Raw genomic sequence first — 19,401 nt, 5'->3', positions numbered from 1 at the left:
CGTGAGCACCAAGGACCTCAGCCAGACCGCGTACGACCACCTGTGGATGCACTTCACCCGCATGTCGTCGTACGAGAAGTCGCCTGTCCCCACCATCGTCCGGGGCGAGGGCACCCACATCTACGACGACAAGGGCAGGCGCTACCTCGACGGCCTCGCGGGCCTGTTCGTGGTCCAGGCCGGCCACGGCCGCGTCGAGCTCGCCGAGACCGCCTTCAAGCAGGCGCAGGAGCTCGCGTTCTTCCCCGTGTGGTCGTACGCCCACCCCAAGGCCGTCGAGCTGGCCGAGCGCCTCGCGCACCACGCGCCCGGCGACCTCAACAAGGTCTTCTTCACCACCGGTGGCGGCGAGGCCGTCGAGACCGCCTGGAAGCTGGCCAAGCAGTACTTCAAGCTCACCGGCAAGCCGACCAAGTACAAGGTCATCTCCCGCGCGGTCGCCTACCACGGCACCCCGCAGGGCGCCCTGTCCATCACCGGCCTGCCGGCCCTCAAGGCCCCGTTCGAGCCGCTGGTCCCCGGCGCGCACAAGGTGCCGAACACCAACATCTACCGCGCCCCGATCCACGGCGACGACCCCGAGGCGTACGGCCGCTGGGCCGCCGACCAGATCGAGCAGCAGATCCTCTTCGAGGGCCCCGAGACCGTCGCGGCCGTGTTCCTGGAGCCGGTCCAGAACGCGGGCGGCTGCTTCCCGCCCCCGCCCGGCTACTTCCAGCGGGTGCGCGAGATCTGCGACCAGTACGACGTGCTGCTCGTCTCCGACGAGGTCATCTGTGCCTTCGGCCGCCTCGGCACGATGTTCGCCTGCGACAAGTTCGACTACGTACCGGACATGATCACCTGCGCCAAGGGCATGACCTCGGGTTACTCCCCGATCGGCGCCTGCATCATCTCCGACCGCCTGGCCGAGCCGTTCTACAAGGGCGACAACACCTTCCTGCACGGCTACACCTTCGGCGGCCACCCGGTCTCCGCCGCGGTCGGCCTCGCCAACCTCGACCTGTTCGAGCGCGAGGGCCTCAACCAGCACGTCCTCGACAACGAGGGCGCGTTCCGCGCGACCCTGGAGAAGCTGCACGACCTGCCGATCGTCGGCGACGTCCGCGGCAACGGCTTCTTCTACGGCATCGAGCTGGTCAAGGACAAGGCGACCAAGGAGTCGTTCAACGACGAGGAGACCGAGCGCGTCCTGTACGGCTTCCTGTCCAAGGCCCTCTTCGAGAACGGCCTGTACTGCCGCGCCGACGACCGCGGTGACCCGGTCGTCCAGCTCGCCCCGCCGCTGATCTCCAACCAGGAGACCTTCGACGAGATCGAGCAGATCCTGCGCGCCACGCTCACGGAGGCGTGGACGAAGCTCTAGAGCTTCACGAACGCGGCCCGGGATGCGCCCGTCCGAGTGACGGCACGCACCCCGGGCCGCGTGCTGTCCGGGGTTCACGCCCCGGCTCCCTAGCGTGCCTGGTAACCGATCGGCCCTGTCTTCGTTCCCCCGCTCGGGGGACGGACCACAGGAAAAACGGATCAGATACGAGGTGTACGCCCATGGAGGCCCCGCCCGACAACGACGTGCTCTGGGCCCGCGCCCTGCACTACACCCACCGCGACGGCTCGCCCGCGCTCAGCGGTGTCTCGCTCGGCGTGCAGGAGGGCGAGATCCTCGCGGTCGGCGGCCCGCGCGGCAGCGGCAAGACGACCCTGCTGCACTGTCTGTCGGGGCTGCTGCCCGCGCAGCGCGGCGAGGTCTGGTTCAACAGCGCCCCGGTGCACACCATGGGCCCGACGGCCCGTGAGCGGCTGCGGCGCGACCGCTTCGGCTGGATCGACCCGGCCCCGGTCCTCGTACCCGAGCTGAACGTCTGGGAGAACGCCGCCCTGCCGCTCATGCTCCGCGGCACCGGCCGCCGCCGCGCCAAGGTCGCCGCCCTGGAGTGGCTGGAACGCCTCGACGTCGGCGACCGCTCCCGCAGACGCCCCCACGAGCTCACCCACCCGGAACGCCAGCGGGTGTGCATCGCACGGGCGCTGGCCCCGTCCCCGACGGTCCTGTTCGCGGACGAGCCGACGGCCCCGCTGCACCGCCAGGACCGCGCCCACGTCCTGCGCACCCTGACCACCGCGGCCCGCTCGCACGGCATCACGGTGGTCCTCGCGACGGCGGACGCCGACACGGCCGCGCTCGCCGACCGCACGGTGTCCCTGCTGGACGGGCGGCGCGTCAACACCGTCCATCTCCCGCCGGTCCAGGAGTCGCAGCCGGCAGCCCGGGGGGCCGCGTGCTCGCTCTCCGTCTGAGCCGCGGCGCCCGCCCGGCCGTCCAGGTACGCCGTCTGCTGGTCTCGGTGGCCTCCGCGGGCACCGGCTTCCTCCTCCTGTGCACCCTCGGCCACGCTCTCGGCCACCAGGACGACCCGGCCGGCTCCGGGCTGCGTCTGGCCTGGTGTCTGACCCCGCTCGCCGCGACGGTCTACTTCGCGCTCGCCGTGGCCCGCACCGATCCCGGCACCCGGCCCCGCCCGGGCCTCGCCGCGATCGGCCTGGGCCCGGCCCGGCTGATGGCCGTCTCGGCGGCGACCACCGCCCTGTCGACCCTCCTGGGCTCGATGCTGGCCCTCCTCCTCTTCCTCCACCTGCGCGGCGACCTGACGGGCATGCCCTTCGACGGAACGGGCGCGGAGTTCCTCTCCCCGGACCGTCCGCTCCCCCTCCCCGCCGCCCTCACCCTGCTGGCCCTGGTCCCCGTCCTCGCCTCCACCACGGTCGCCCTCTGTCTGCGCCCCCGTGACGACCGCCCGAAGGCCACGCCCCGCGCCTACGGCAGGTTCGGCGCGTACGGGACCAGTACGCGTCCGGAGTCCTTCGGCGCCTACGCCCGATTCGGCGCCCGCCTCAAGACCGCCCAGCCCGCCCAGCCCGCCGAACCCACCGACCCCGCCGAGCCCGCCGAGCCCTCGGGCAGTCGTGCCGCCGGGGCGGCACAGGCGGGCGCAGACGGCACCCGCGAGGTGCGGCAGGCCGACCCCGCCCCCGCCGCACCCCCCACCGACGGCCACCCGTCCACGGACCTCCCCCCGCTCCCCGCGGAACCCCCCAAGGGCCTCCCCTGGGGCATCGCGATCCTCGCCGCGGGCCTGGCCGCCGAGGCCTACGCCGCCCGCACCCCCGCCGGCGACACCCCCCTGCCCACCGGCCTCACCGGCGCCCCCGACATCCTCCTCGGCTGGCTCCTCACCGCCGTGGGCCTGGCCGTCGCCGGCCCGGGCCTGACCCACCTGTGCGGCCGGCTGCTCCAGTCGGCCCGCCCCGGCGCCCTCCGCCTCCTCGCCGGCCGCGTCCTGATGGCCGAGGCGACCAGGATCGGCCGCCCTCTGGGCGTGGTCTGCGCGGTCGCGTCGGGGACGTACGCGATGACGAGCCTGTACGGCCCGGACACCCCGGACGTGGGCCCGCTCACCGCCCTCGGCCTGCTCCTGGTCACGGGCTGCACGATCGCCACGCTGCTGACCGCGGCCGTGGAGGCCAAGCACGCGCGCGCCGACACCACGGCCGCGCTGCTGCGCCTGGGCGCCCCCTCGACGACGCTGCGCAGCGCGGCGGCCCTGCGGGCGGGAGCGGTCCTCGTGCTCTTCGGCCCGCTCACCCTGATCGTGGCCGAACTCGCGGCACTTCCGCTCGTCTCCGACCGATGAGTTCCGGATCCGTCCGCGGTCTACCCACCGAACAGCACACACCCCGACGGGAGAGACCACGATGAGCACGTACCAGCAGATGATCTTCGTCAACCTGCCGGTGAACGACCTGGACGCCGCGAAGAAGTTCTTCACGGAGCTCGGGTACTCGATCAACCCCCAGTTCAGCGACGACAACGCGGCCAGCGTCGTCATCAGCGACACCATCGTCGCGATGCTCCTGACCAAGCCGTTCTACGCCACCTTCACCGACAAGGAGATCGTGGACGCCTCCAGCTCCAGCGAGGTGCTGATCTGCCTGAGCGCCGAGAGCCGCGCGAAGGTGGACGAGCTGGTGGAGAAGGCGGTCGCGGCCGGCGGCACCGCCTCCCCGAAGATCCAGGACATGGGCTTCATGTACGGCCGCGCCTTCGACGACCTGGACGGCCACACCTGGGAGGTCGTGTGGATGGACCCGTCGGCCGTCGAGGGCTGATCCGGCGTCAGAAGAGGGCGTGCCTACCATGGGCGGGTGATGACGATGCCCGCCCATGCGGCCCACCACGGCGACCGTGAGATAGAGAGTCTCGAAGAGTTCGACGCGACGGTCTCGGCCCGCGGCACCCTCGCCGGGTTCCGCGTCCAGGCCGTCGATCTGACCGACCGCACGCGGGAGTTGCTCGCCACGCAGACCGCGGGGGCGGTGTTCCTCGGCTGCCGGATGCGTGAGGAGGCCGCCGCCAAGGTCCGCGCGGACGGCGCGCTGATCTTCCCGCCGGTCCCGGATCTGCCGTTCGATCCCTACCGCGGACTGACCTACGCGCCCGACGAGTTGTTCGCCGGGCTCGACGAGGGCTACGAGCGGACCCCCGACGCCCTGGCGTACACCTGGTTCCGGCGGACCAGGGCCGACGGCGACATACTCGCGTCGATGCTGCGCTCGATCCACGACGACGCGGTCTCCGACGCCCTGGACGAACTCCTGCGCGAGTGCCGGGTGGTGGGCGTGATGGGCGGCCACGCGATGGCACGCGGCACGGACGCGTACGCCGGGGCCGCGCGCCTGGGGCGTGAGCTGAGCCGCTCGGGCTTCACGGTCGCCACCGGCGGTGGCCCGGGCGCCATGGAGGCGGCCAACCTGGGCGCGTACACGGCCCCGTTCGACGACGAGACGCTGACGGAGGCACTGCGACTCCTCGGCAAGGCACCGACGTTCACCCCGTCGGTCACCGACTGGGCGCGGGCCGCCTTCGAGGTGCGCGGCCGGTGGCCCCGCGGCGGCACCTCGGTCGGCATCCCGACCTGGTTCTACGGCCACGAGCCGCCGAACCCGTTCGCCTCGCACATCGCGAAGTACTTCGCCAACGCCACACGCGAGGACGGCCTGTTGGCCCGTTCGAACGCGGGTGTGGTGTTCCTGCCGGGCGCCGCCGGCACCGTGCAGGAGATCTTCGACAACGCGACGCCCAACTACTACGAGTCGCGCGGCGAACCGACGCCGATGGTGCTCGTGGACCGCGCGCACTGGACGGAACGGCTGCCCGCCTGGCCGCTCCTGCAGTCACTCGCCCGGGAACGTTCGATGGAGTCGCGAATCGCCCTGGTTGACCGAATCGAGCAGGCTCCCGAGGCGTTGAAACGTCTCGCCGGTTAATAACGAGGCAAAGTCAACACTTGTAACCCGCCTACACGTTGACACTTCTTACGCCACGCTTATAAACCTGTGAGTCTGTTGGGAATGTTGATGTCACATCATCACCCCGTCCACCCCCCGCAATTGCGCATTCTGTAAAGGACAAACGTGGCAGTTCTGTCCATATCCCGCCGCACCATCGCCCGTTCCGCTCGCGCCCTCGGGGTCGCCTCCGCCTCGGCCGCGCTCGCGCTCAGCGCTTCCGGCACCGCGCTGGCCTGCAACATCGGCGAGTTCTCCGCCGAGGCCAAGTGCGATGGCACCCAGGGCGTCATCACCGTCACCGACGTCGACAAGGCCGGCGTCGAGGCCACCGTCTCCGTGTACCTCGTGGAGAACAACGCCGACGTCCGCAAGGTCGGCGAGCAGACGGTCAAGGGCTCCAAGGAGGGCACGACCATCACCTTCGAGGAGGCCTGGCAGCCCAACGCGGAGTACCGCGTCCACGTGGTCGCCCTGCCCTACATCAAGGGTGACGACATCAGCCCGAACGTGACGACCCCGGCCACCGCCTGCAAGGGCGAGGACGAGACCCCGACCCCGACGGCCACGCCGTCGCCGTCGGAGTCCGAGTCCACCCCGGCCGAGGAGGAGTCCGACAGCCCGACCCCGTCGGCCTCCGAGAGCAGCACCGCTCCCGCGGAGACCTCCAGCAACGTCCCGACCCCGGCGGCCGGTGAGTCCAACCTCGCCGAGACCGGCGCCAACTCCAACACCGGCGTGATCGCGGGCATCGCGGTCGCCTTGGTCGCCCTCGGTGGCGGCGCGGTGTTCTTCGGCCTCCGCCGTCGTGGAGCGGGCACCCGCTAGTCGGTACCGCAAGCCGCTGTGGCCCGCCCTCGGTCAGGGGGCGGGCCACAGTCACGTCCGAAGCGGTGTCAGCCGAGTACGACGGTGTCGTCCGCGTCGAACTCCACCCGCACCGCGTCCCCGACCGCCGGCGCCCGGCGCAGCGCGCACGCCGCCTCCAGACGCGGCGCACCGCCCTGAGGCTGGAGCCGCACGGCGACATGGGTGCCCTTGAAGGTGCGGGCGGTGACGGTGCACGGCAGCCCCGTGTCCGCGAGCCGTACGCCCGCGGGCCGGACGAGCAGGCCCCGCACGCCCTCCGGGGCCCCTGCGGGGACCGGGAGCCTCCCCCAGGGGGTGTCGGCGCTCCCGCCCGCGACGGTGGCCTCGACGACGTTCTCGAAGCCGAGGAACCGCGCGACGAACTCGTCGGCGGGCCGCTGCCAGACCTCAAGAGGCGTACCGGACTGGGCGATCCGCCCGTCCCGCATGACGACGACCCGGTCGGCGAGCGCGAAGGCCTCGCCCTGGTCGTGCGTGACGGCGAGCACCGTGGTGCCCAGCTTGCCGAACAGTTCGCGGAGTTCGACGACCAGGCGTTCGCGCAGCGAACGGTCGAGCTGTCCGAGGGGCTCGTCGAGCATGAGCAGGCGCGGCCGGGGCGCGAGCGCCCGCGCGAGCGCCACCCGCTGCTGTTCACCACCGGAGAGGGAGGCGACGGCCCGCCCGGCCGCCCCCGGCAGCCCCACCAGCTCCAGCAACTCGCGCACCCGGCCGCCCTGTTCCGCCCTGGCCACCCCGTGCATGCGCAGCCCGAAGGCGACGTTCCCGCCGACGTCCCGCTGCGGGAAGAGCTGATGGTCCTGGAACATCAGGCCGATCTCCCGCCGGTGCGCGGGCACCCGCGCCTGGTCCCGCCCGTCGAGCAGCACCCGCCCCTCGTCGAGATGCTGAAGTCCGGCGACCGCCCGCAGCAGCGTCGACTTCCCGCTGCCGCTGGGCCCGAGCACGCACACGATCCCGTGCTCCTCGACCCCGAGGTCCACCGCGTCCAGGACGGCCCGGCCGCCGAACCGTACGGTCGCGCGCTCCAGCTTCAGCAGCGACATCAGAACTCACCCGTCCGATCGGTCCGCAGCCGCTCCAGCACCAGCAGGGCCGCCGCGCACACCACCATCAGAATCGTCGAAAGAGCCATGGCCTGGCCGTAGTTGAGGTCCCCGGCCCGGCCCAGCAGCCGGGCCACGGCGACCGGCAGCGTCGGGTTGTCGGGCCGCGCGATGAACACCGTCGCCCCGAACTCGCCCAGCGACACCGCGAAGGCGAACCCGGCCGCGATCAGCAACGCCCGCCGCACCAGCGGCAGATCGACCTCCCGCCACACCCGCCAGGGCGAGGCGCCGAGCACGGCGGTGGCCTCCCGCAGCCGCCGGTCCACGGCCCGCAGCACCGGCAGCATGGTCCGCACCACGAACGGCACCCCCACCAGCGCCTGCGCGAGCGGCACCAGGATCCAGCTGGCCCGCAGATCCAGCGGCGGCTCGTCCAGCGCGATCAGGAACCCGAACCCGACGGTCACCGCCGACACCCCGAGCGGCAGCATCAGCAGCGCGTCGAAGCCCCGCACGAACCGTCCCGCGTCCCGCCGGGTCAGCGCGGCGGCGGCGAGCCCGCCGACGACGACCGCGATGACGGTGGCGACGACGGCGTACTCCAGCGAGTTGCCGATCGCCTCGATGGGCGGCACGAGGAAGACACCCCCGTCGGACTCGGTGAGCGCCCGGTAGTAGCCGAAGTCGGGCGTGTCCAGCGACCGTTGCACGAGCACGGCCAGGGGCAGCACCAGCAGCACGGCGATCGTGACGAGGACGCCGCCCAGCAGCGCCCACTGCCGGGCCCCGCGCGGGCGCCGCGATGTCACCTCGGGCGAGACGAGCCGCAGCGCGCTCTCCCGCCGCCGTACGGTCCAGGCGTGCAGGGCGAGGATCGCGCCGACGGCGGCGAACTGGACGATCGTGAGAACAGCGGCCGTGGCGAGGTCGAAGATCTCCGAGGTCTGCCGGTAGATCTCCACCTCCAGAGTGGAGAAGGCCGGTCCGCCGAGGATCTGCACGACACCGAAGGAGGTGAAGGTGAACAGGAAGACCATGAGGGCCGCGGCGGCCACGGCGGGCGCCAGCGCGGGCAGGGTGACCCGCCGCCAGGCCCGCCACGGCGAGGCGCCCAGCATCCGCGCGGCCTCCTCCTGCCGTGGGTCGAGCTGCGCCCAGAGTCCGCCGACGGTCCGGACGACGACGGCGTAGTTGAAGAAGACGTGCGCGAGCAGGATCGCCCACACGGTCGTGTCCAGCCGCAGCCCCCACAGTGCGTCGAGGAGCCCGCCCCGCCCGACCAGCGCCAGGAACGCCGTACCGACGACGACGGTCGGCAGCACGAAGGGGACGGTGACGATCGCCCGCAGGACCTGTTTGCCGGGGAATTCGTAGCGGGCGAACACATAGGCGCCCGGCAGGGCGACCGCGAGCGTGAGCGCGGTGGAGGCGAGCGCCTGCCAGGTGGTGAACCACAGCACGTGCCGGATGTCGGACTGCCCGAGGACCTCGGCGATCCGCCCGAACCGCCAGACCCCGTCGGCCTTCAGCCCGCGCGCGAGGATCGCGGCGACGGGATAGGCGAAGAAGACGCCGAAGAACGCGACGGGCAGGGCCATCAGCCCGAGCCGCGCCGCGTTCCCCTTCCACCGCGGGGTCGCGCGGGGCGCGCGGGGGGCTACTTCAGTACGAGCGACGTCCACGACTTGACCCAGTCGTCACGGTTGCCGGCGATCTTCGCCGGTTCCATGGTCTCGGGGTCCTCGGCCTGCGGACCGTACTGAGTGAACTCCTCGGGTACGGCCGCGCCCTGGACCACCGGGTAGACGAACATGTTGAGCGGCATGTCCTCCTGGAACGTCCTGCTCACCAGGAAGTCCAGCAGCGCCTTGCCGCCCGCGCTGTTCTCCGCGTTGCTCAGCAGGCCCGCGTACTCGACCTGGCGGAAGCAGGTGCCGGTCGCGACGCCGGTGGGGGCGGTGCTGGGCCGGGGGTCGGCGTAGATGACCTCGGCGGGCGGCGAGGAGGCGTAGGAGACGACGAGCGGCCGGTCGGCCTTGGCCTTCTTCCCGCCGGCCGACCCGGAGAACTCCTCGTTGTACGCCTGCTCCCAGCCGTCGACGACCTTCACGCCGTTGGCCTTGAGCTTCGTCCAGTACGCCTGCCAGCCGTCGTCTCCGTACTTCGCGGCGGTGCCGAGCAGGAACCCGAGCCCCGGGGAGGACGTGGAGGCGTTCTCCGTGACGAGGAGGTCCTTGTACGCGGGCTTGATCAGGTCGTCGAAGGACGTCGGAGGCGCCAGGTCGTGCTCGCTGAAGTACGCCTTGTCGTAGTTGACGCAGATGTCGCCGGCGTCGATGGGGGTGACGCGGTGCCGGTCGCCGTCGACGCGGTACTCCGCCTCGATGGTGTCGGCGCCCTTCACCTCGTACGACTGGAAGAGGCCGTTGTCGAGCGCCCGGGACAGCAGGGTGTTGTCGACGCCGAAGAAGACGTCGCCCTGCGGGTTGTCCTTGGTGAGGATCGCCTTGTTGACGGCCTGCCCGGCGTCGCCGTCCTCCAGGACCCTGACCTTGTAGCCGGACTTCTTCTCGAAGGCGGCGAGGACGTCCTTGGAGACGGCCCAGGAGTCATGGCTGACGAGGGTGACGGTCTTGGAGCCGGAGCCTGCGGAGTCCGACGCCCCGGACCCGCACGCGGACAGCGAGACGAGACCGAGGCCGACGAGGACAGCCCAATACTTCTTGGTGTTCACGGTGATGACCGAACTTCCTACCCAGAATGACCTGGGCGAGGTTCAGAGGGTCTGCGGCCTGGTGCCGCACTCTCAGCGCTGGAGCGCTCCCCTGTCGGATATGAAAATGTCGTACTACAACGGTGTGCGAGCCCAGGTTACCGCTCGGTGGCCGCGAGCTGACCGCAGGCCCCGTCGATCTCCTGCCCCCGGGTGTCCCGGACGGTCACCGGCACCCCGTGGGCCGCGATGGCCTCGACGAACGCCTTCTCGTCCTCGGGCCGCGAGGCGGTCCACTTGGAACCCGGGGTCGGGTTCAGCGGGATGAGGTTGACGTGCACGGGCTTGCCGCGCAGGAGCCGTCCGAGACGGTCGCCGCGCCAGGCCTGGTCGTTGATGTCCCGGATGAGCGCGTACTCGATGGACAGCCGCCGGCCGCTCTTCGCCACGTACTCGAAGCCCGCGTCGAGGACCTCGCGGACCTTCCAGCGCGTGTTGACGGGGACGAGGGTGTCGCGCAGCTCGTCGTCCGGCGCGTGCAGGGAGATCGCCAGGCGGCACTTGAAGCCCTCGTCGGCGAACCGGTGGATGGCGGGCACGAGCCCGACCGTCGACACGGTGATGCCGCGCTGCGAGAGCCCGAGGCCGTCGGGGTTGGGGTCGGTGAGCGCGCGGATCGACTGCGCGACCCGCTTGTAGTTGGCGAGGGGCTCGCCCATGCCCATGAAGACGATGTTCGACAGCCGGGCCGGCCCGCCCGGCACCTCGCCGTCGCGCAGCGCCCGCATCCCGTCGACGATCTGATGCACGATCTCGGCGGTGGACAGGTTCCGGTCCAGCCCGGCCTGCCCGGTCGCGCAGAACGGGCAGTTCATTCCGCAGCCGGCCTGCGAGCTGATGCACATGGTGACCCGGTCCGGGTACCGCATCAGCACCGACTCGACGAGCGTCCCGTCGAACAGCCGCCACAGCGTCTTGCGCGTGGTCCCCTGGTCCGTCGACAGATGCCGCACGACGGTCATCAGCTCCGGAAGCAGCGCCTCCTGGAGCCTGGGACGGGCCGCGGCGGGAATGTCCGTCCACTCCGCGGGGTCGTGCGCGTACCGCGCGAAGTAGTGCTGGGACAGCTGCTTCGCACGAAACGGCTTCTCCCCGATCTCCGCGACCGCCTCCTTGCGCTCGGCGGGCGTGAGATCGGCGAGATGCCGCGGCGGCTTCTTGGCTCCGCGCGGCGCTACGAAAGTAAGTTCTCCGGGCTTAGGCATGGCTGTACCAGTGTCGCAGATCGCCGGAGGTGCCCCGTTCGGCTCAGAACAGGCCGAGGATCACCACGACGGCGTTGCTGCCGTAGGACTTCGTCCGGTGCCAGAGACCGCAGTACCGGCGGGGCCTGCGGCGGCCGTCCTGGCTGAGGAGAGCGTCGCACCAGCCGCACGGCAGATCGCCGCTGTAGGTGCCGTCGTCCTCCAGACGCGCCCGCGCCATGTGCTCCCCCTACGGCTTCCGCCACTCCCACACGTGCACGACGACCGCGCTGTCGCCCGTCTCCTCCGTCGAGAAGGCCCCGTCGGGCAGGTCCGGCACCTCCACGTCGACCGTGTGCAGCCGGTAGTGGGAGGGCAGGCCCGGGTAGGACGGCGAGACCTCGTGCTTCTCCCGGGTCGAGACGCTCGCCGCGTCCACCGCGGTTGCCTCGCGTCCCAGCTCCTCGCGCACGCAGCGCGCGGCGGTCTCGGCCACCGTCTCGCCGGGTTTCCTCTTCTCGGAGGGCGGCGCGGCACGCGTCCGCTCGCTCCCGTCGCGCAGCACCTGCCGGACCTCGGTGAGCCACAGCCCGCCGCGCCGCACCCGCAGGGACACGACCTCGACCCGCCGCACCGGCCCGTCCAGCAGCGTCGACTCCCCCGCCCGGACCTCCGCCAGCAGATCCGACACGGACTTCACGCCCCGGGCGCCCCACCCGTCACACCCGACGCCCTGCCCCCGCAGCCACGCCGTCAGCCCCGCCTCGTCACCCCACACACGCCTCACCCCTCCCGCGCCGATCGTACGCACGGAAGGGGTGAGCCGGAGAGAACAGAAAACCAGGCCCTCAGCCACTGCCCACGAACAGCACCAGCAGCAACCACACCACCGGCGCCGTCGGGAGCAGGGAGTCCAGGCGGTCCATGCCGTATCCATGTGCCGCTAACGCGGCGCGGCGCCATGGCCCCCTGCCCCCACCCGACAAACGACTCACCCCTCCCGCGCCAGCACCGCGCACAGAAGGGGTGAACCGAGAAGAACAGAACCAGAACCAGAACCTCAGCCACTGCCCACGAACAGCACCAGCAGCAACCACACCACCGGCGCCGTCGGAAGCAGGGAGTCCAGGCGGTCCATGATGCCGCCGTGGCCCGGGAGCAGGGTGCCCATGTCCTTGATGCCGAGGTCACGCTTGATCATCGACTCGCCGAGATCGCCCAGCGTGGCGCTCGCGGCGACGGCGAGGCCGAGCAGGAGGCCCATCCACCAGGTGCCGTCGTCGATGAGGAACTGCATGCACAGGGCGCCCGCGACCATGGCGAAGGACACCGCGCCGAGCAGGCCCTCGCGGGTCTTGCCGGGGCTGATGCGCGGGGCGAGCTTGTGCTTGCCGAAGCGCCAGCCGACGGCGTACGCCCCGGTGTCGCTGACGACCGTGAGGAGCAGGAACGTGACGACGCGCTGCGGGCCGTCCTCGGCCGTCAGCATCATCGACACGAACGTGGCGAGGAACGGGACGTAGAACGCCGCGAAGACACCCGCCGTGACGTCCTTGAGGTACCCCTCGGGCGGTTCCGTCATCCGCCAGACGAGCACCGCCAGCGCGGTGAGCGCCATGGCGAGCCAGGCCCCCTCGGCGCCGCGGACGTAGCCGGCGACCACCATGGCGGCACCGCCGACCGCGAGCGGCACCAGCGGCGCCTTGATCCCCTTGCGTTCGGAGAGCCGGGACGTCAGCTCCCACAACCCGACGACGACCGCGACCGCGACCACACCGACGAAGACGGCCTTGACGACGAACAGCGACGCGATGATGACCGCACCGAGCCCGACGCCGACTCCTATGGCCGCACCCAGATCACGCCCCGCGCTCTTCTTCTGCGGCGCGGGAGCCGGCTGCGAGGGGTCGGGCATGGGCTCCGGATTCTGCTGCACCGTCCCTGAGGTCGGCGTCTGCGGGCTCTCGTCGCGGAACAAGGGGCCACTCAGCCGAGCGGCCCCCCGGTCGTCATCCTGGTCCCCGCCATACGCGGGTACGTCGGGCACGATGGGCATGGGGCGAGTCTGCTGCGCCTTGGGCGCATCGTACGCGGGACCCGCCGGGGCAGCCCCCTGGACAGGCCCCTGGTCGGTCGGCCCCCAGTACCCGGCGTGAGGCGACGCCCCCCAGGAAGAGTCGTTCATCAGACTTCGAGAAGCTCCGCTTCCTTGTGCTTCAGGAGCTCGTCCACCTGGGCGACGTACTTGTGCGTCGCGTCGTCGAGCTCCTTCTCCGCACGGCGGCCCTCGTCCTCGCCGACCTCGCCGTCCTTGACGAGCTTGTCGATCGCGTCCTTGGCCTTGCGGCGGACCGAGCGGATGGACACACGCGAGTCCTCCGCCTTGCCCTTGGCGACCTTGATGTAGTCGCGGCGGCGCTCCTCCGTCAGCTCGGGGAACACCACTCGGATGATGTTGCCGTCGTTGCTGGGGTTGACGCCCAGGTCGGAGTCTCGGATCGCCTGCTCGATGTTGCGCAGCGCGGTCTTGTCGAACGGGGTCACGACGGCCATGCGCGGCTCCGGCACGGAGAACGAGGCCAGCTGGTTGATCGGCGTCGGCGCACCGTAGTAGTCGGCGACGATCTTGTTGAACATCGCCGGGTGCGCACGGCCCGTGCGGATCGCGGCGAAGTCCTCCTTGGCGACCACGACGGCCTTCTCCATCTTCTCCTCGGCTTCGAGGAGGGTCTCTTCGATCACCACTTGCTCCTGCGTGTCTTGAGTAGGCCCGGCTGCGGTTCCTTGACGGTGGCGGCGGCCGGCTGCGTCGCGTCTTCTTCCTGCACGGTTCCCGACCGGCAGGACATTGTCCATCCCCCGGTCAGGGTCATCGGCACGAGCCGTTGTCCCGGTCCCGGCCGATGTCGTCAGCCCTGGCTGACTTGGTCACCCACAAGCGTGCCGATCTTCTCACCCTTGACGGCGCGCGCGATATTGCCCTCCGCCAGAAGCTCGAAGACGAGGATCGGGAGCTTGTTGTCGCGGCACAGGGTGATCGCGGTGGCGTCGGCGACCTTGAGGTCGCGGGTGATGACCTCGCCGTAGCCGAGCGAGTCGAACTTGACCGCGTCGGGGTTGCGCTTGGGGTCGGAGTCGTAGACCCCGTCCACGCCGTTCTTGCCCATCAGCAGCGCCTCGGCGTCGATCTCCAGGGCGCGCTGGGCGGCGGTGGTGTCGGTGGAGAAGTACGGCATGCCCATACCGGCGCCGAAGATGACCACGCGGCCCTTCTCCAGGTGGCGCACGGCACGCAGCGGGATGTACGGCTCGGCGACCTGGCCCATGGTGATGGCGGTCTGCACGCGGCTGTCGATGCCCTCCTTCTCCAGGAAGTCCTGGAGGGCGAGGCAGTTCATCACGGTGCCGAGCATGCCCATGTAGTCGGAGCGGGCGCGGTCCATGCCGCGCTGCTGGAGCTCCGCGCCGCGGAAGAAGTTGCCGCCGCCGATGACGACCGCGATCTCCGCGCCGTCACGGACCACGGCCGCGATCTCCCGGGCGATCTTGTGCACCACGTCCGGGTCCACACCCAGGCCCCCACCGCCGGAGAAGGCCTCTCCGGACAGCTTCAGCAGAAACCGGCCGCGTACTTTGCCGTCGTCGCTCTTGGTGGCCTTGGTGGTCATCGGATTCTCCTCATGGTGCACATGCAAGAAGGCCATTGCCGGTGGGAACTGGTTCGTGTCCCATGCGCGGCAATGGCCTCCTCGTCAGATCTGCTGTCGTCCGCCACGCGCGTGCGTGGCGGCGTACCGGACGACTGCGGTCGACCCTATCGGCCTCGCGCGTCGATCGCGGTACGGACTCAGATGCCGACCTTGATGCGCGTGAAGCGCTTCAGGGTGACACCGGCCTCGTCCAGGACCTTCTGGACGGACTTCTTGTTGTCCAGCGCGTACGGCTGGCCGAGCAGCGTGGCGTCCTTGAAGAAGCCGTTGAGGCGACCCTCGACGATCTTCGGCAGGGCGGCCTCGGGCTTGCCCTCGGCGCGGGTGGTCTCCTCGGCGACGCGGCGCTCGGACTCGACGACGTCGGCCGGCACGTCCTCCTTGGCCAGGTACTTCGGCGCGAAGGCGGCGATGTGCTGGGCGATGCCCTTGGCCAGGTCGGCGTCGGCCTTGTCCAGCTCGACCAGGACACCGATCTGCGGGGGCAGGTCGGGCATGGTGCGGTGCATGTAGGAGAAGACGAAACCGTCGGCGAACTGCGCGAAGCGGTCCAGGACGATCTTCTCGCCGAGGTTGGCGTTGGCCTCGTCCACGAACGCCTGGACGGTCTTGCCGGCCTCGATCTCGGAGGCGAGCAGGGCGGCGATGTCGGCCGGGGAGGTCGCGGCGACGTGCTCGGCGATCTGCTGGGCGACGGCCTGGAACTTCTCGCCCTTGGCGACGAAGTCCGTCTCGCACTTCAGCTCGACCAGGACACCGGAGGTGTTGTCGTCGGCGATGAGGGAGACCACGGCGCCGTTCTCGGCGGAGCGGCCCTCGCGCTTGGCGACGCCCTTCTGGCCCTTGATGCGCAGGGCCTCTACGGCCTTGTCGACATCGCCCTCGGCCTCGTCCAGGGCCTTCTTGCAGTCCATCATGCCGGCGCCGGTGAGCTCGCGGAGCTTCTTGACGTCGGCGGCGGTGTAGTTCGCCATGATTCCTGGAATCTCTCTCGAAGTCTGAAGATCTACGGGCCGAACGGCGGGGGCTGGTGGGCCCCCGCCGTCAGTAGACCCGAAGGGGTGAGGGGTCAGGCCTGCTCGGCCTCGGCGGCCGGAGCCTCTTCGGCGGGGGCCTCGGCGACCGGAGCGGCCTCGGCCTCAGCGGCGGGGGCGGCCTCGGCCTCAGCGGCCGGAGCCTCGTCAGCCTTCTTCTCGCCCTCGAGCAGGTCGCGCTCCCACTCGGCGAGCGGCTCGCCCGCGGCCTTCTCGCCCTTGTCACCGGTGGCGACGCGCGAGCGGCTGATGAGGCCCTCGGCGACGGCGTCGGCGATCACACGGGTGAGCAGGGTGACGGAGCGGATCGCGTCGTCGTTGCCCGGGATCTTGTAGTCGACCTCGTCGGGGTCGCAGTTGGTGTCGAGGATGGCGACGACCGGGATGTTGAGCTTCCGGGCCTCGCCGACCGCGATGTGCTCCTTCTTGGTGTCCACGATCCAGACGGCGCTGGGCACCTTCTGCATCTCGCGGATACCACCGAGGGTCTTCTCCAGCTTGGCCTTCTCGCGCGAGAGCACGAGAAGCTCCTTCTTGGTGAGACCGGAAGCGGCGACGTCCTCGAAGTCGATCTGCTCGAGCTCCTTGAGGCGCTGCAGACGCTTGTAGACGGTGGAGAAGTTGGTGAGCATGCCGCCCAGCCAGCGCTGGTTGACGTAGGGCATGCCGACGCGGGTGGCCTGCTCGGCGATGGCCTCCTGCGCCTGCTTCTTCGTGCCGACGAACATGACCGTGCCGCCGTGGGCGACGGTCTCCTTGACGAACTCGTAGGCGCGGTCGATGTACGACAGCGACTGGAGCAGGTCGATGATGTAGATGCCGTTGCGCTCCGTGAAGATGAACCGCTTCATCTTCGGGTTCCAACGACGGGTCTGGTGACCGAAGTGGACGCCGCTTTCCAGCAGCTCCCGCATCGTGACGACGGCCATGGCCGTTCTCCTTGGTGTTCTCGGTTATGTCCTGACGCCCGCGTGCGCCGTGCCGCTAAGGACCGAGGGGCGCTGACAGGGACCGTTGCCGGCCGCCGTGTCGGGGCGTGCGAAGTCGACCCGGTGACCCGGATCGCCAGAAGAAGTGTACGGGACCCGCGAGGTACCGGGTGACGCCGCTGTCCACATGCGGCCTGCGGTCCACAGGTCCCGGCCATGATCGGCGTCCGCCCGGGACGCTTGCGCCATGCGACAGCCCCTCGGACCCGCCCTGACCTGTCTCCTGGCCCTGGCTCTGGCCCTGCTGCCGGCACCCCCGGTGACCGGCGCCCCGCCCGCGCCTCCGCCGCCCCCGCCGGCACCGGCCGTGGCCCGCGCCTGGCCGGTGGGGGTACGTCCGCCGGTCCTGCGCGGCTGGGAGCCCCCGGCGACCGTCTACGGCCGCGGCCACCGGGGAGTGGACCTGTCGGCGGCTCCGGGCGCCCCGGTGCGCGCGGTGGCGGCCGGCCGGGTGGCCTTCGCGGGCCAGGTGGCCGGAAAGTGGGTGCTCTCGATCGACCTGGCGGGCACGGACCTGCGCACGACGTACGAACCCGTACGGGCGACGGTGCCCCGCGGCGCGGAGGTGGCCCCGGGCGAGACGGTCGGCAGGGTCGAGCCGGCGGGCTCCCACTGCACCGCCCCGTGCGTCCACTGGGGCCTGCGCAGAGGCAGGACCTACCTGGACCCGCTCACACTGCTGCCCCCATGGCTCCTGCACAGCACCCCACCGATGCTGCTACCGGTCCTGGGCGTGCCCCTGCCCGCCTGAGCGCACCCGGCCCGCGGGCAGTCGTGGGGTGGGCGCGGGCGGCACCCGCCCCGCGCGGCAGGCGGCCCCCGCTCCGGGGCCCACCACCGTCAGCCCCGCACGCCCCGCAGCGCCATCGCCACAGCCGCCTCGGTGATCACCGACGGCTCCTCGGCCGCCCCCAGCTCGATCCGCCGCACCGCCGCGTCCACGACGCCCTGGAGCAGCATCGCCGCCATCCGCGGCTGTTCGTGCCCCATCTCGGCCAGCGCCTCGACGATCATCGCGACCAGCCCGCCGTGCGCGGCCCGGATCTTCTCCCGGGCCCCGGCGTCCAGCTCGCTCGCGGAGATGGCGACGACGGCCCGGTGCCGCCGGTCCCCCACCAGGGCCAGCTGCCGGCGCACATACGCCTCGACCTTGGCCTCCGGCCCCTCGGCCAGGCCCATCGCGGCCGAGACCTCGGCGGCCCAGACGGGGAAGTCGACCTCGCACAGTTCCTCGACCACCGCGGCCCGGGACCGGAAGTACTCGTACACGGAGGACCGCGCAAGGCCCGTCCGCTCGGCGAGGGCCGGGAAGGTCAGCGCCTCCGTCCCGCCCTCGGACAGCAACGACCGAGCCGCGTCCAGCAGGGCGGCTCGCTGCATCGACCGGTGCTCGGCCACGGAGGCCGCTCGAATCCTTGGCACGTCAACCACTCTACGGACGCGTCACCCCGGACGGGAGTCACCCGCCCCGAGGTCTCCGCATTCGGCCAGGTCAACGACCGAAGCTGGCCAGTTTCGCCCGCAATTGCAGGACCGACTTGGTGTGGATCTGGCTGACCCGGCTCTCGGTGACGCCCAGGACGTTGCCGATCTCGGCCAGGGTGAGGCCCTCGTAGTAATAGAGCGTGACGACGGTCTTCTCCCGGTCGGGCAGGGTGTTGATCGCCCGCGCCAGGAACCGGCGCAGCTCCCGGTCCTCGGCCACCTCCACGGGGTTGTCCGCGGCGGTGTCCTCCAGGGTGTCCATGAAGCTCAGGCCGTCGCTGCCCTCGGCCCCGACGTGCAGCAGCTCCTCCAGCGCCACCACGTTGGCCAGCGACAACTGGCTGAAGACGGCGTGGAGTTCGTCGACGGCGATACCCATCTCGCCGGCCACCTCGGTCTCCGAGGGCGTGCGCCGCAGGCGGGCCTCGAGGGTCGCGTAGGCCCGCTCCACGTTGCGCGCCTTCTGCCGCACCGACCGGGGGATCCAGTCGAGGGCGCGCAGCTCGTCGATCATCGCGCCGCGGATCCGGGTGATGGCGTAGGTCTCGAACTTGATCTCGCGCTCGATGTCGAACTTCTCGATCGCGTCGATCAGCCCGAACACCCCGGAGGAGACGAAGTCGGCCTGCTCCACGTTGGGCGGCAGTCCCACGCTCACGCGTCCCGCCACGTACTTCACCAGTGGCGAGTAGTGCAGGATGAGCTGCTCCCGCAGCCGCTCGTCGGCCGTCGCCTTGTACGAGCGCCACAGCTCGTCGAGCGTCGAGGGAGCGGGCGGCCGCACGCTGCCACCGTCGCGGGCGGGTGGGGGGAAGGCCGCCCGGTCGGACCCGGAGGTGTGCTGGGGCATTCGTCGCCTTGTGTCGTTCTGCCGTGAAGTGGGACTGCATGGGTGAGCTGTCGGCCATGCGGTAGGTCTGGTGTCGAGGTGCCGGTCTGTCCGGAATCCACGTGAGCGTAG

Annotated in this window: 20 protein-coding genes and 1 riboswitch; of the genes, 7 read left to right on the top strand and 13 right to left on the bottom strand. The window is 71.1% G+C overall.

Annotated features, from left to right (window positions below; genetic code table 11):
• Window position 1: 1 nt before the first annotated feature.
• The 6 genes from ACIPSE_RS09600 to ACIPSE_RS09575 all read left to right on the top strand — a co-directional run bounded on the left by ACIPSE_RS09600 (window position 2) and on the right by ACIPSE_RS09575 (window position 6,174).
• Window positions 2–1,366: an aspartate aminotransferase family protein gene (locus ACIPSE_RS09600; RefSeq protein WP_401659517.1), complete on the top strand. Its 1,365-nt coding sequence runs from the start codon at window positions 2–4 to the stop codon at window positions 1,364–1,366.
• Window positions 1,367–1,548: 182 nt separating this feature from the next.
• A complete protein-coding gene (locus tag ACIPSE_RS09595; RefSeq protein WP_401659514.1) occupies window positions 1,549–2,298 on the top strand; it encodes an ABC transporter ATP-binding protein in 750 nt (249 codons plus the stop codon).
• Window positions 2,280–3,692 (top strand): hypothetical protein, encoded by a 1,413-nt coding sequence (locus ACIPSE_RS09590; RefSeq protein ID WP_401659511.1) that lies wholly within the window; start codon window positions 2,280–2,282, stop codon window positions 3,690–3,692. The genes ACIPSE_RS09595 and ACIPSE_RS09590 overlap by 19 nt, the downstream gene beginning before the upstream one ends.
• Window positions 3,693–3,753: 61 nt before the next feature.
• Window positions 3,754–4,167, top strand: coding sequence for a VOC family protein (locus ACIPSE_RS09585; protein WP_401659508.1), 414 nt, complete (start codon window positions 3,754–3,756; stop codon window positions 4,165–4,167).
• Window positions 4,168–4,203: 36 nt separating this feature from the next.
• Complete coding sequence (locus tag ACIPSE_RS09580) at window positions 4,204–5,325, top strand: LOG family protein (RefSeq protein WP_401659505.1); 1,122 nt, start codon at window positions 4,204–4,206, stop codon at window positions 5,323–5,325.
• A gap of 147 nt (window positions 5,326–5,472) precedes the next feature.
• Window positions 5,473–6,174, top strand: a complete 702-nt coding sequence (locus ACIPSE_RS09575; RefSeq protein WP_401659503.1) for an LAETG motif-containing sortase-dependent surface protein — start codon at window positions 5,473–5,475, stop codon at window positions 6,172–6,174.
• A gap of 68 nt (window positions 6,175–6,242) precedes the next feature.
• Here ACIPSE_RS09575 and ACIPSE_RS09570 read toward each other — a convergent pair whose 3' ends face one another.
• The 11 genes from ACIPSE_RS09570 to rpsB form a co-directional block, all read right to left on the bottom strand.
• Window positions 6,243–7,262: an ABC transporter ATP-binding protein gene (locus ACIPSE_RS09570; protein ID WP_401659500.1), complete on the bottom strand. Its 1,020-nt coding sequence runs from the start codon at window positions 7,260–7,262 to the stop codon at window positions 6,243–6,245.
• Window positions 7,262–8,863, bottom strand: coding sequence for an ABC transporter permease (locus ACIPSE_RS09565; protein WP_401659498.1), 1,602 nt, complete (start codon window positions 8,861–8,863; stop codon window positions 7,262–7,264). Before ACIPSE_RS09565 ends, ACIPSE_RS09570 begins: the two co-directional genes overlap by 1 nt.
• Window positions 8,864–8,922: 59 nt before the next feature.
• Window positions 8,923–9,999: a thiamine ABC transporter substrate binding subunit gene (locus ACIPSE_RS09560; protein WP_401659495.1), complete on the bottom strand. Its 1,077-nt coding sequence runs from the start codon at window positions 9,997–9,999 to the stop codon at window positions 8,923–8,925.
• A riboswitch (TPP riboswitch) is annotated at window positions 9,996–10,102 on the bottom strand. It overlaps the preceding gene by 4 nt.
• Before the next feature lie 34 nt (window positions 10,103–10,136).
• Window positions 10,137–11,243: a 23S rRNA (adenine(2503)-C(2))-methyltransferase RlmN gene (rlmN, locus tag ACIPSE_RS09555; protein ID WP_401659492.1), complete on the bottom strand. Its 1,107-nt coding sequence runs from the start codon at window positions 11,241–11,243 to the stop codon at window positions 10,137–10,139.
• 43 nt (window positions 11,244–11,286) lie between these two features.
• A complete protein-coding gene (locus ACIPSE_RS09550; RefSeq protein ID WP_401659489.1) occupies window positions 11,287–11,463 on the bottom strand; it encodes a hypothetical protein in 177 nt (58 codons plus the stop codon).
• A 9-nt stretch (window positions 11,464–11,472) separates the two neighbouring features.
• Window positions 11,473–11,922, bottom strand: coding sequence for an NUDIX domain-containing protein (locus ACIPSE_RS09545; RefSeq protein ID WP_401659486.1), 450 nt, complete (start codon window positions 11,920–11,922; stop codon window positions 11,473–11,475).
• 360 nt (window positions 11,923–12,282) lie between these two features.
• Window positions 12,283–13,278 (bottom strand): phosphatidate cytidylyltransferase, encoded by a 996-nt coding sequence (locus ACIPSE_RS09540; RefSeq protein ID WP_401659483.1) that lies wholly within the window; start codon window positions 13,276–13,278, stop codon window positions 12,283–12,285.
• 128 nt (window positions 13,279–13,406) lie between these two features.
• Window positions 13,407–13,964, bottom strand: coding sequence for a ribosome recycling factor (gene frr / locus ACIPSE_RS09535; protein WP_046261972.1), 558 nt, complete (start codon window positions 13,962–13,964; stop codon window positions 13,407–13,409).
• Window positions 13,965–14,131: 167 nt separating this feature from the next.
• Entirely contained in the window at window positions 14,132–14,890 is a 759-nt protein-coding gene (gene pyrH / locus ACIPSE_RS09530) for a UMP kinase (protein WP_401659480.1), read from the bottom strand.
• 179 nt (window positions 14,891–15,069) lie between these two features.
• On the bottom strand, window positions 15,070–15,906 hold the full coding sequence (gene tsf / locus ACIPSE_RS09525) for a translation elongation factor Ts (RefSeq protein ID WP_401659477.1): 837 nt from the start codon (window positions 15,904–15,906) through the stop codon (window positions 15,070–15,072).
• 95 nt (window positions 15,907–16,001) lie between these two features.
• Window positions 16,002–16,895, bottom strand: a complete 894-nt coding sequence (gene rpsB / locus ACIPSE_RS09520; RefSeq protein ID WP_401659475.1) for a 30S ribosomal protein S2 — start codon at window positions 16,893–16,895, stop codon at window positions 16,002–16,004.
• A gap of 247 nt (window positions 16,896–17,142) precedes the next feature.
• Between rpsB and ACIPSE_RS09515 the strand changes: the two genes are divergently transcribed.
• Window positions 17,143–17,706, top strand: a complete 564-nt coding sequence (locus ACIPSE_RS09515) for a peptidoglycan DD-metalloendopeptidase family protein (RefSeq protein ID WP_401659473.1) — start codon at window positions 17,143–17,145, stop codon at window positions 17,704–17,706.
• A gap of 89 nt (window positions 17,707–17,795) precedes the next feature.
• Here ACIPSE_RS09515 and ACIPSE_RS09510 read toward each other — a convergent pair whose 3' ends face one another.
• Both ACIPSE_RS09510 and whiG read right to left on the bottom strand, forming a co-directional pair.
• Complete coding sequence (locus ACIPSE_RS09510) at window positions 17,796–18,353, bottom strand: TetR/AcrR family transcriptional regulator (protein WP_401659789.1); 558 nt, start codon at window positions 18,351–18,353, stop codon at window positions 17,796–17,798.
• 94 nt (window positions 18,354–18,447) lie between these two features.
• Window positions 18,448–19,290 carry an RNA polymerase sigma factor WhiG gene (gene whiG, locus ACIPSE_RS09505; protein WP_401659470.1) on the bottom strand — a complete coding sequence of 281 codons (843 nt, stop codon included), beginning with the start codon at window positions 19,288–19,290 and terminating at the stop codon, window positions 18,448–18,450.
• Window positions 19,291–19,401: the final 111 nt, after the last annotated feature.

It is taken from the genome of Streptomyces sp. NPDC090106, assembly GCF_044747265.1.
Lineage (GTDB): Bacteria > Actinomycetota > Actinomycetes > Streptomycetales > Streptomycetaceae > Streptomyces.
Note: the sequence above shows the minus strand (reverse complement) of the source record. Positions and strands in the feature narration are given on the sequence as shown.

Bases quoted from the DNA above. Each gene is read 5' to 3' on its own strand.
- ACIPSE_RS09540 (WP_401659483.1), bottom strand. From the start codon at position 13,278: ATGCCCATCGTGCCCGACGTACCCGCGTATGGCGGGGACCAGGATGAC.
- tsf (WP_401659477.1), bottom strand. From the start codon at position 15,906: ATGGCGAACTACACCGCCGCCGACGTCAAGAAGCTCCGCGAGCTCACC.
- whiG (WP_401659470.1), bottom strand. From the start codon at position 19,290: ATGCCCCAGCACACCTCCGGGTCCGACCGGGCGGCCTTCCCCCCACCC.
- ACIPSE_RS09595 (WP_401659514.1), top strand. From the start codon at position 1,549: ATGGAGGCCCCGCCCGACAACGACGTGCTCTGGGCCCGCGCCCTGCAC.
- ACIPSE_RS09515 (WP_401659473.1), top strand. From the start codon at position 17,143: ATGCGACAGCCCCTCGGACCCGCCCTGACCTGTCTCCTGGCCCTGGCT.
- ACIPSE_RS09570 (WP_401659500.1), bottom strand. From the start codon at position 7,262: ATGTCGCTGCTGAAGCTGGAGCGCGCGACCGTACGGTTCGGCGGCCGG.
- rpsB (WP_401659475.1), bottom strand. From the start codon at position 16,895: ATGGCCGTCGTCACGATGCGGGAGCTGCTGGAAAGCGGCGTCCACTTC.
- ACIPSE_RS09550 (WP_401659489.1), bottom strand. From the start codon at position 11,463: ATGGCGCGGGCGCGTCTGGAGGACGACGGCACCTACAGCGGCGATCTG.
- rlmN (WP_401659492.1), bottom strand. From the start codon at position 11,243: ATGCCTAAGCCCGGAGAACTTACTTTCGTAGCGCCGCGCGGAGCCAAG.
- ACIPSE_RS09565 (WP_401659498.1), bottom strand. From the start codon at position 8,863: ATGGCCCTGCCCGTCGCGTTCTTCGGCGTCTTCTTCGCCTATCCCGTC.
- pyrH (WP_401659480.1), bottom strand. From the start codon at position 14,890: ATGACCACCAAGGCCACCAAGAGCGACGACGGCAAAGTACGCGGCCGG.
- ACIPSE_RS09585 (WP_401659508.1), top strand. From the start codon at position 3,754: ATGAGCACGTACCAGCAGATGATCTTCGTCAACCTGCCGGTGAACGAC.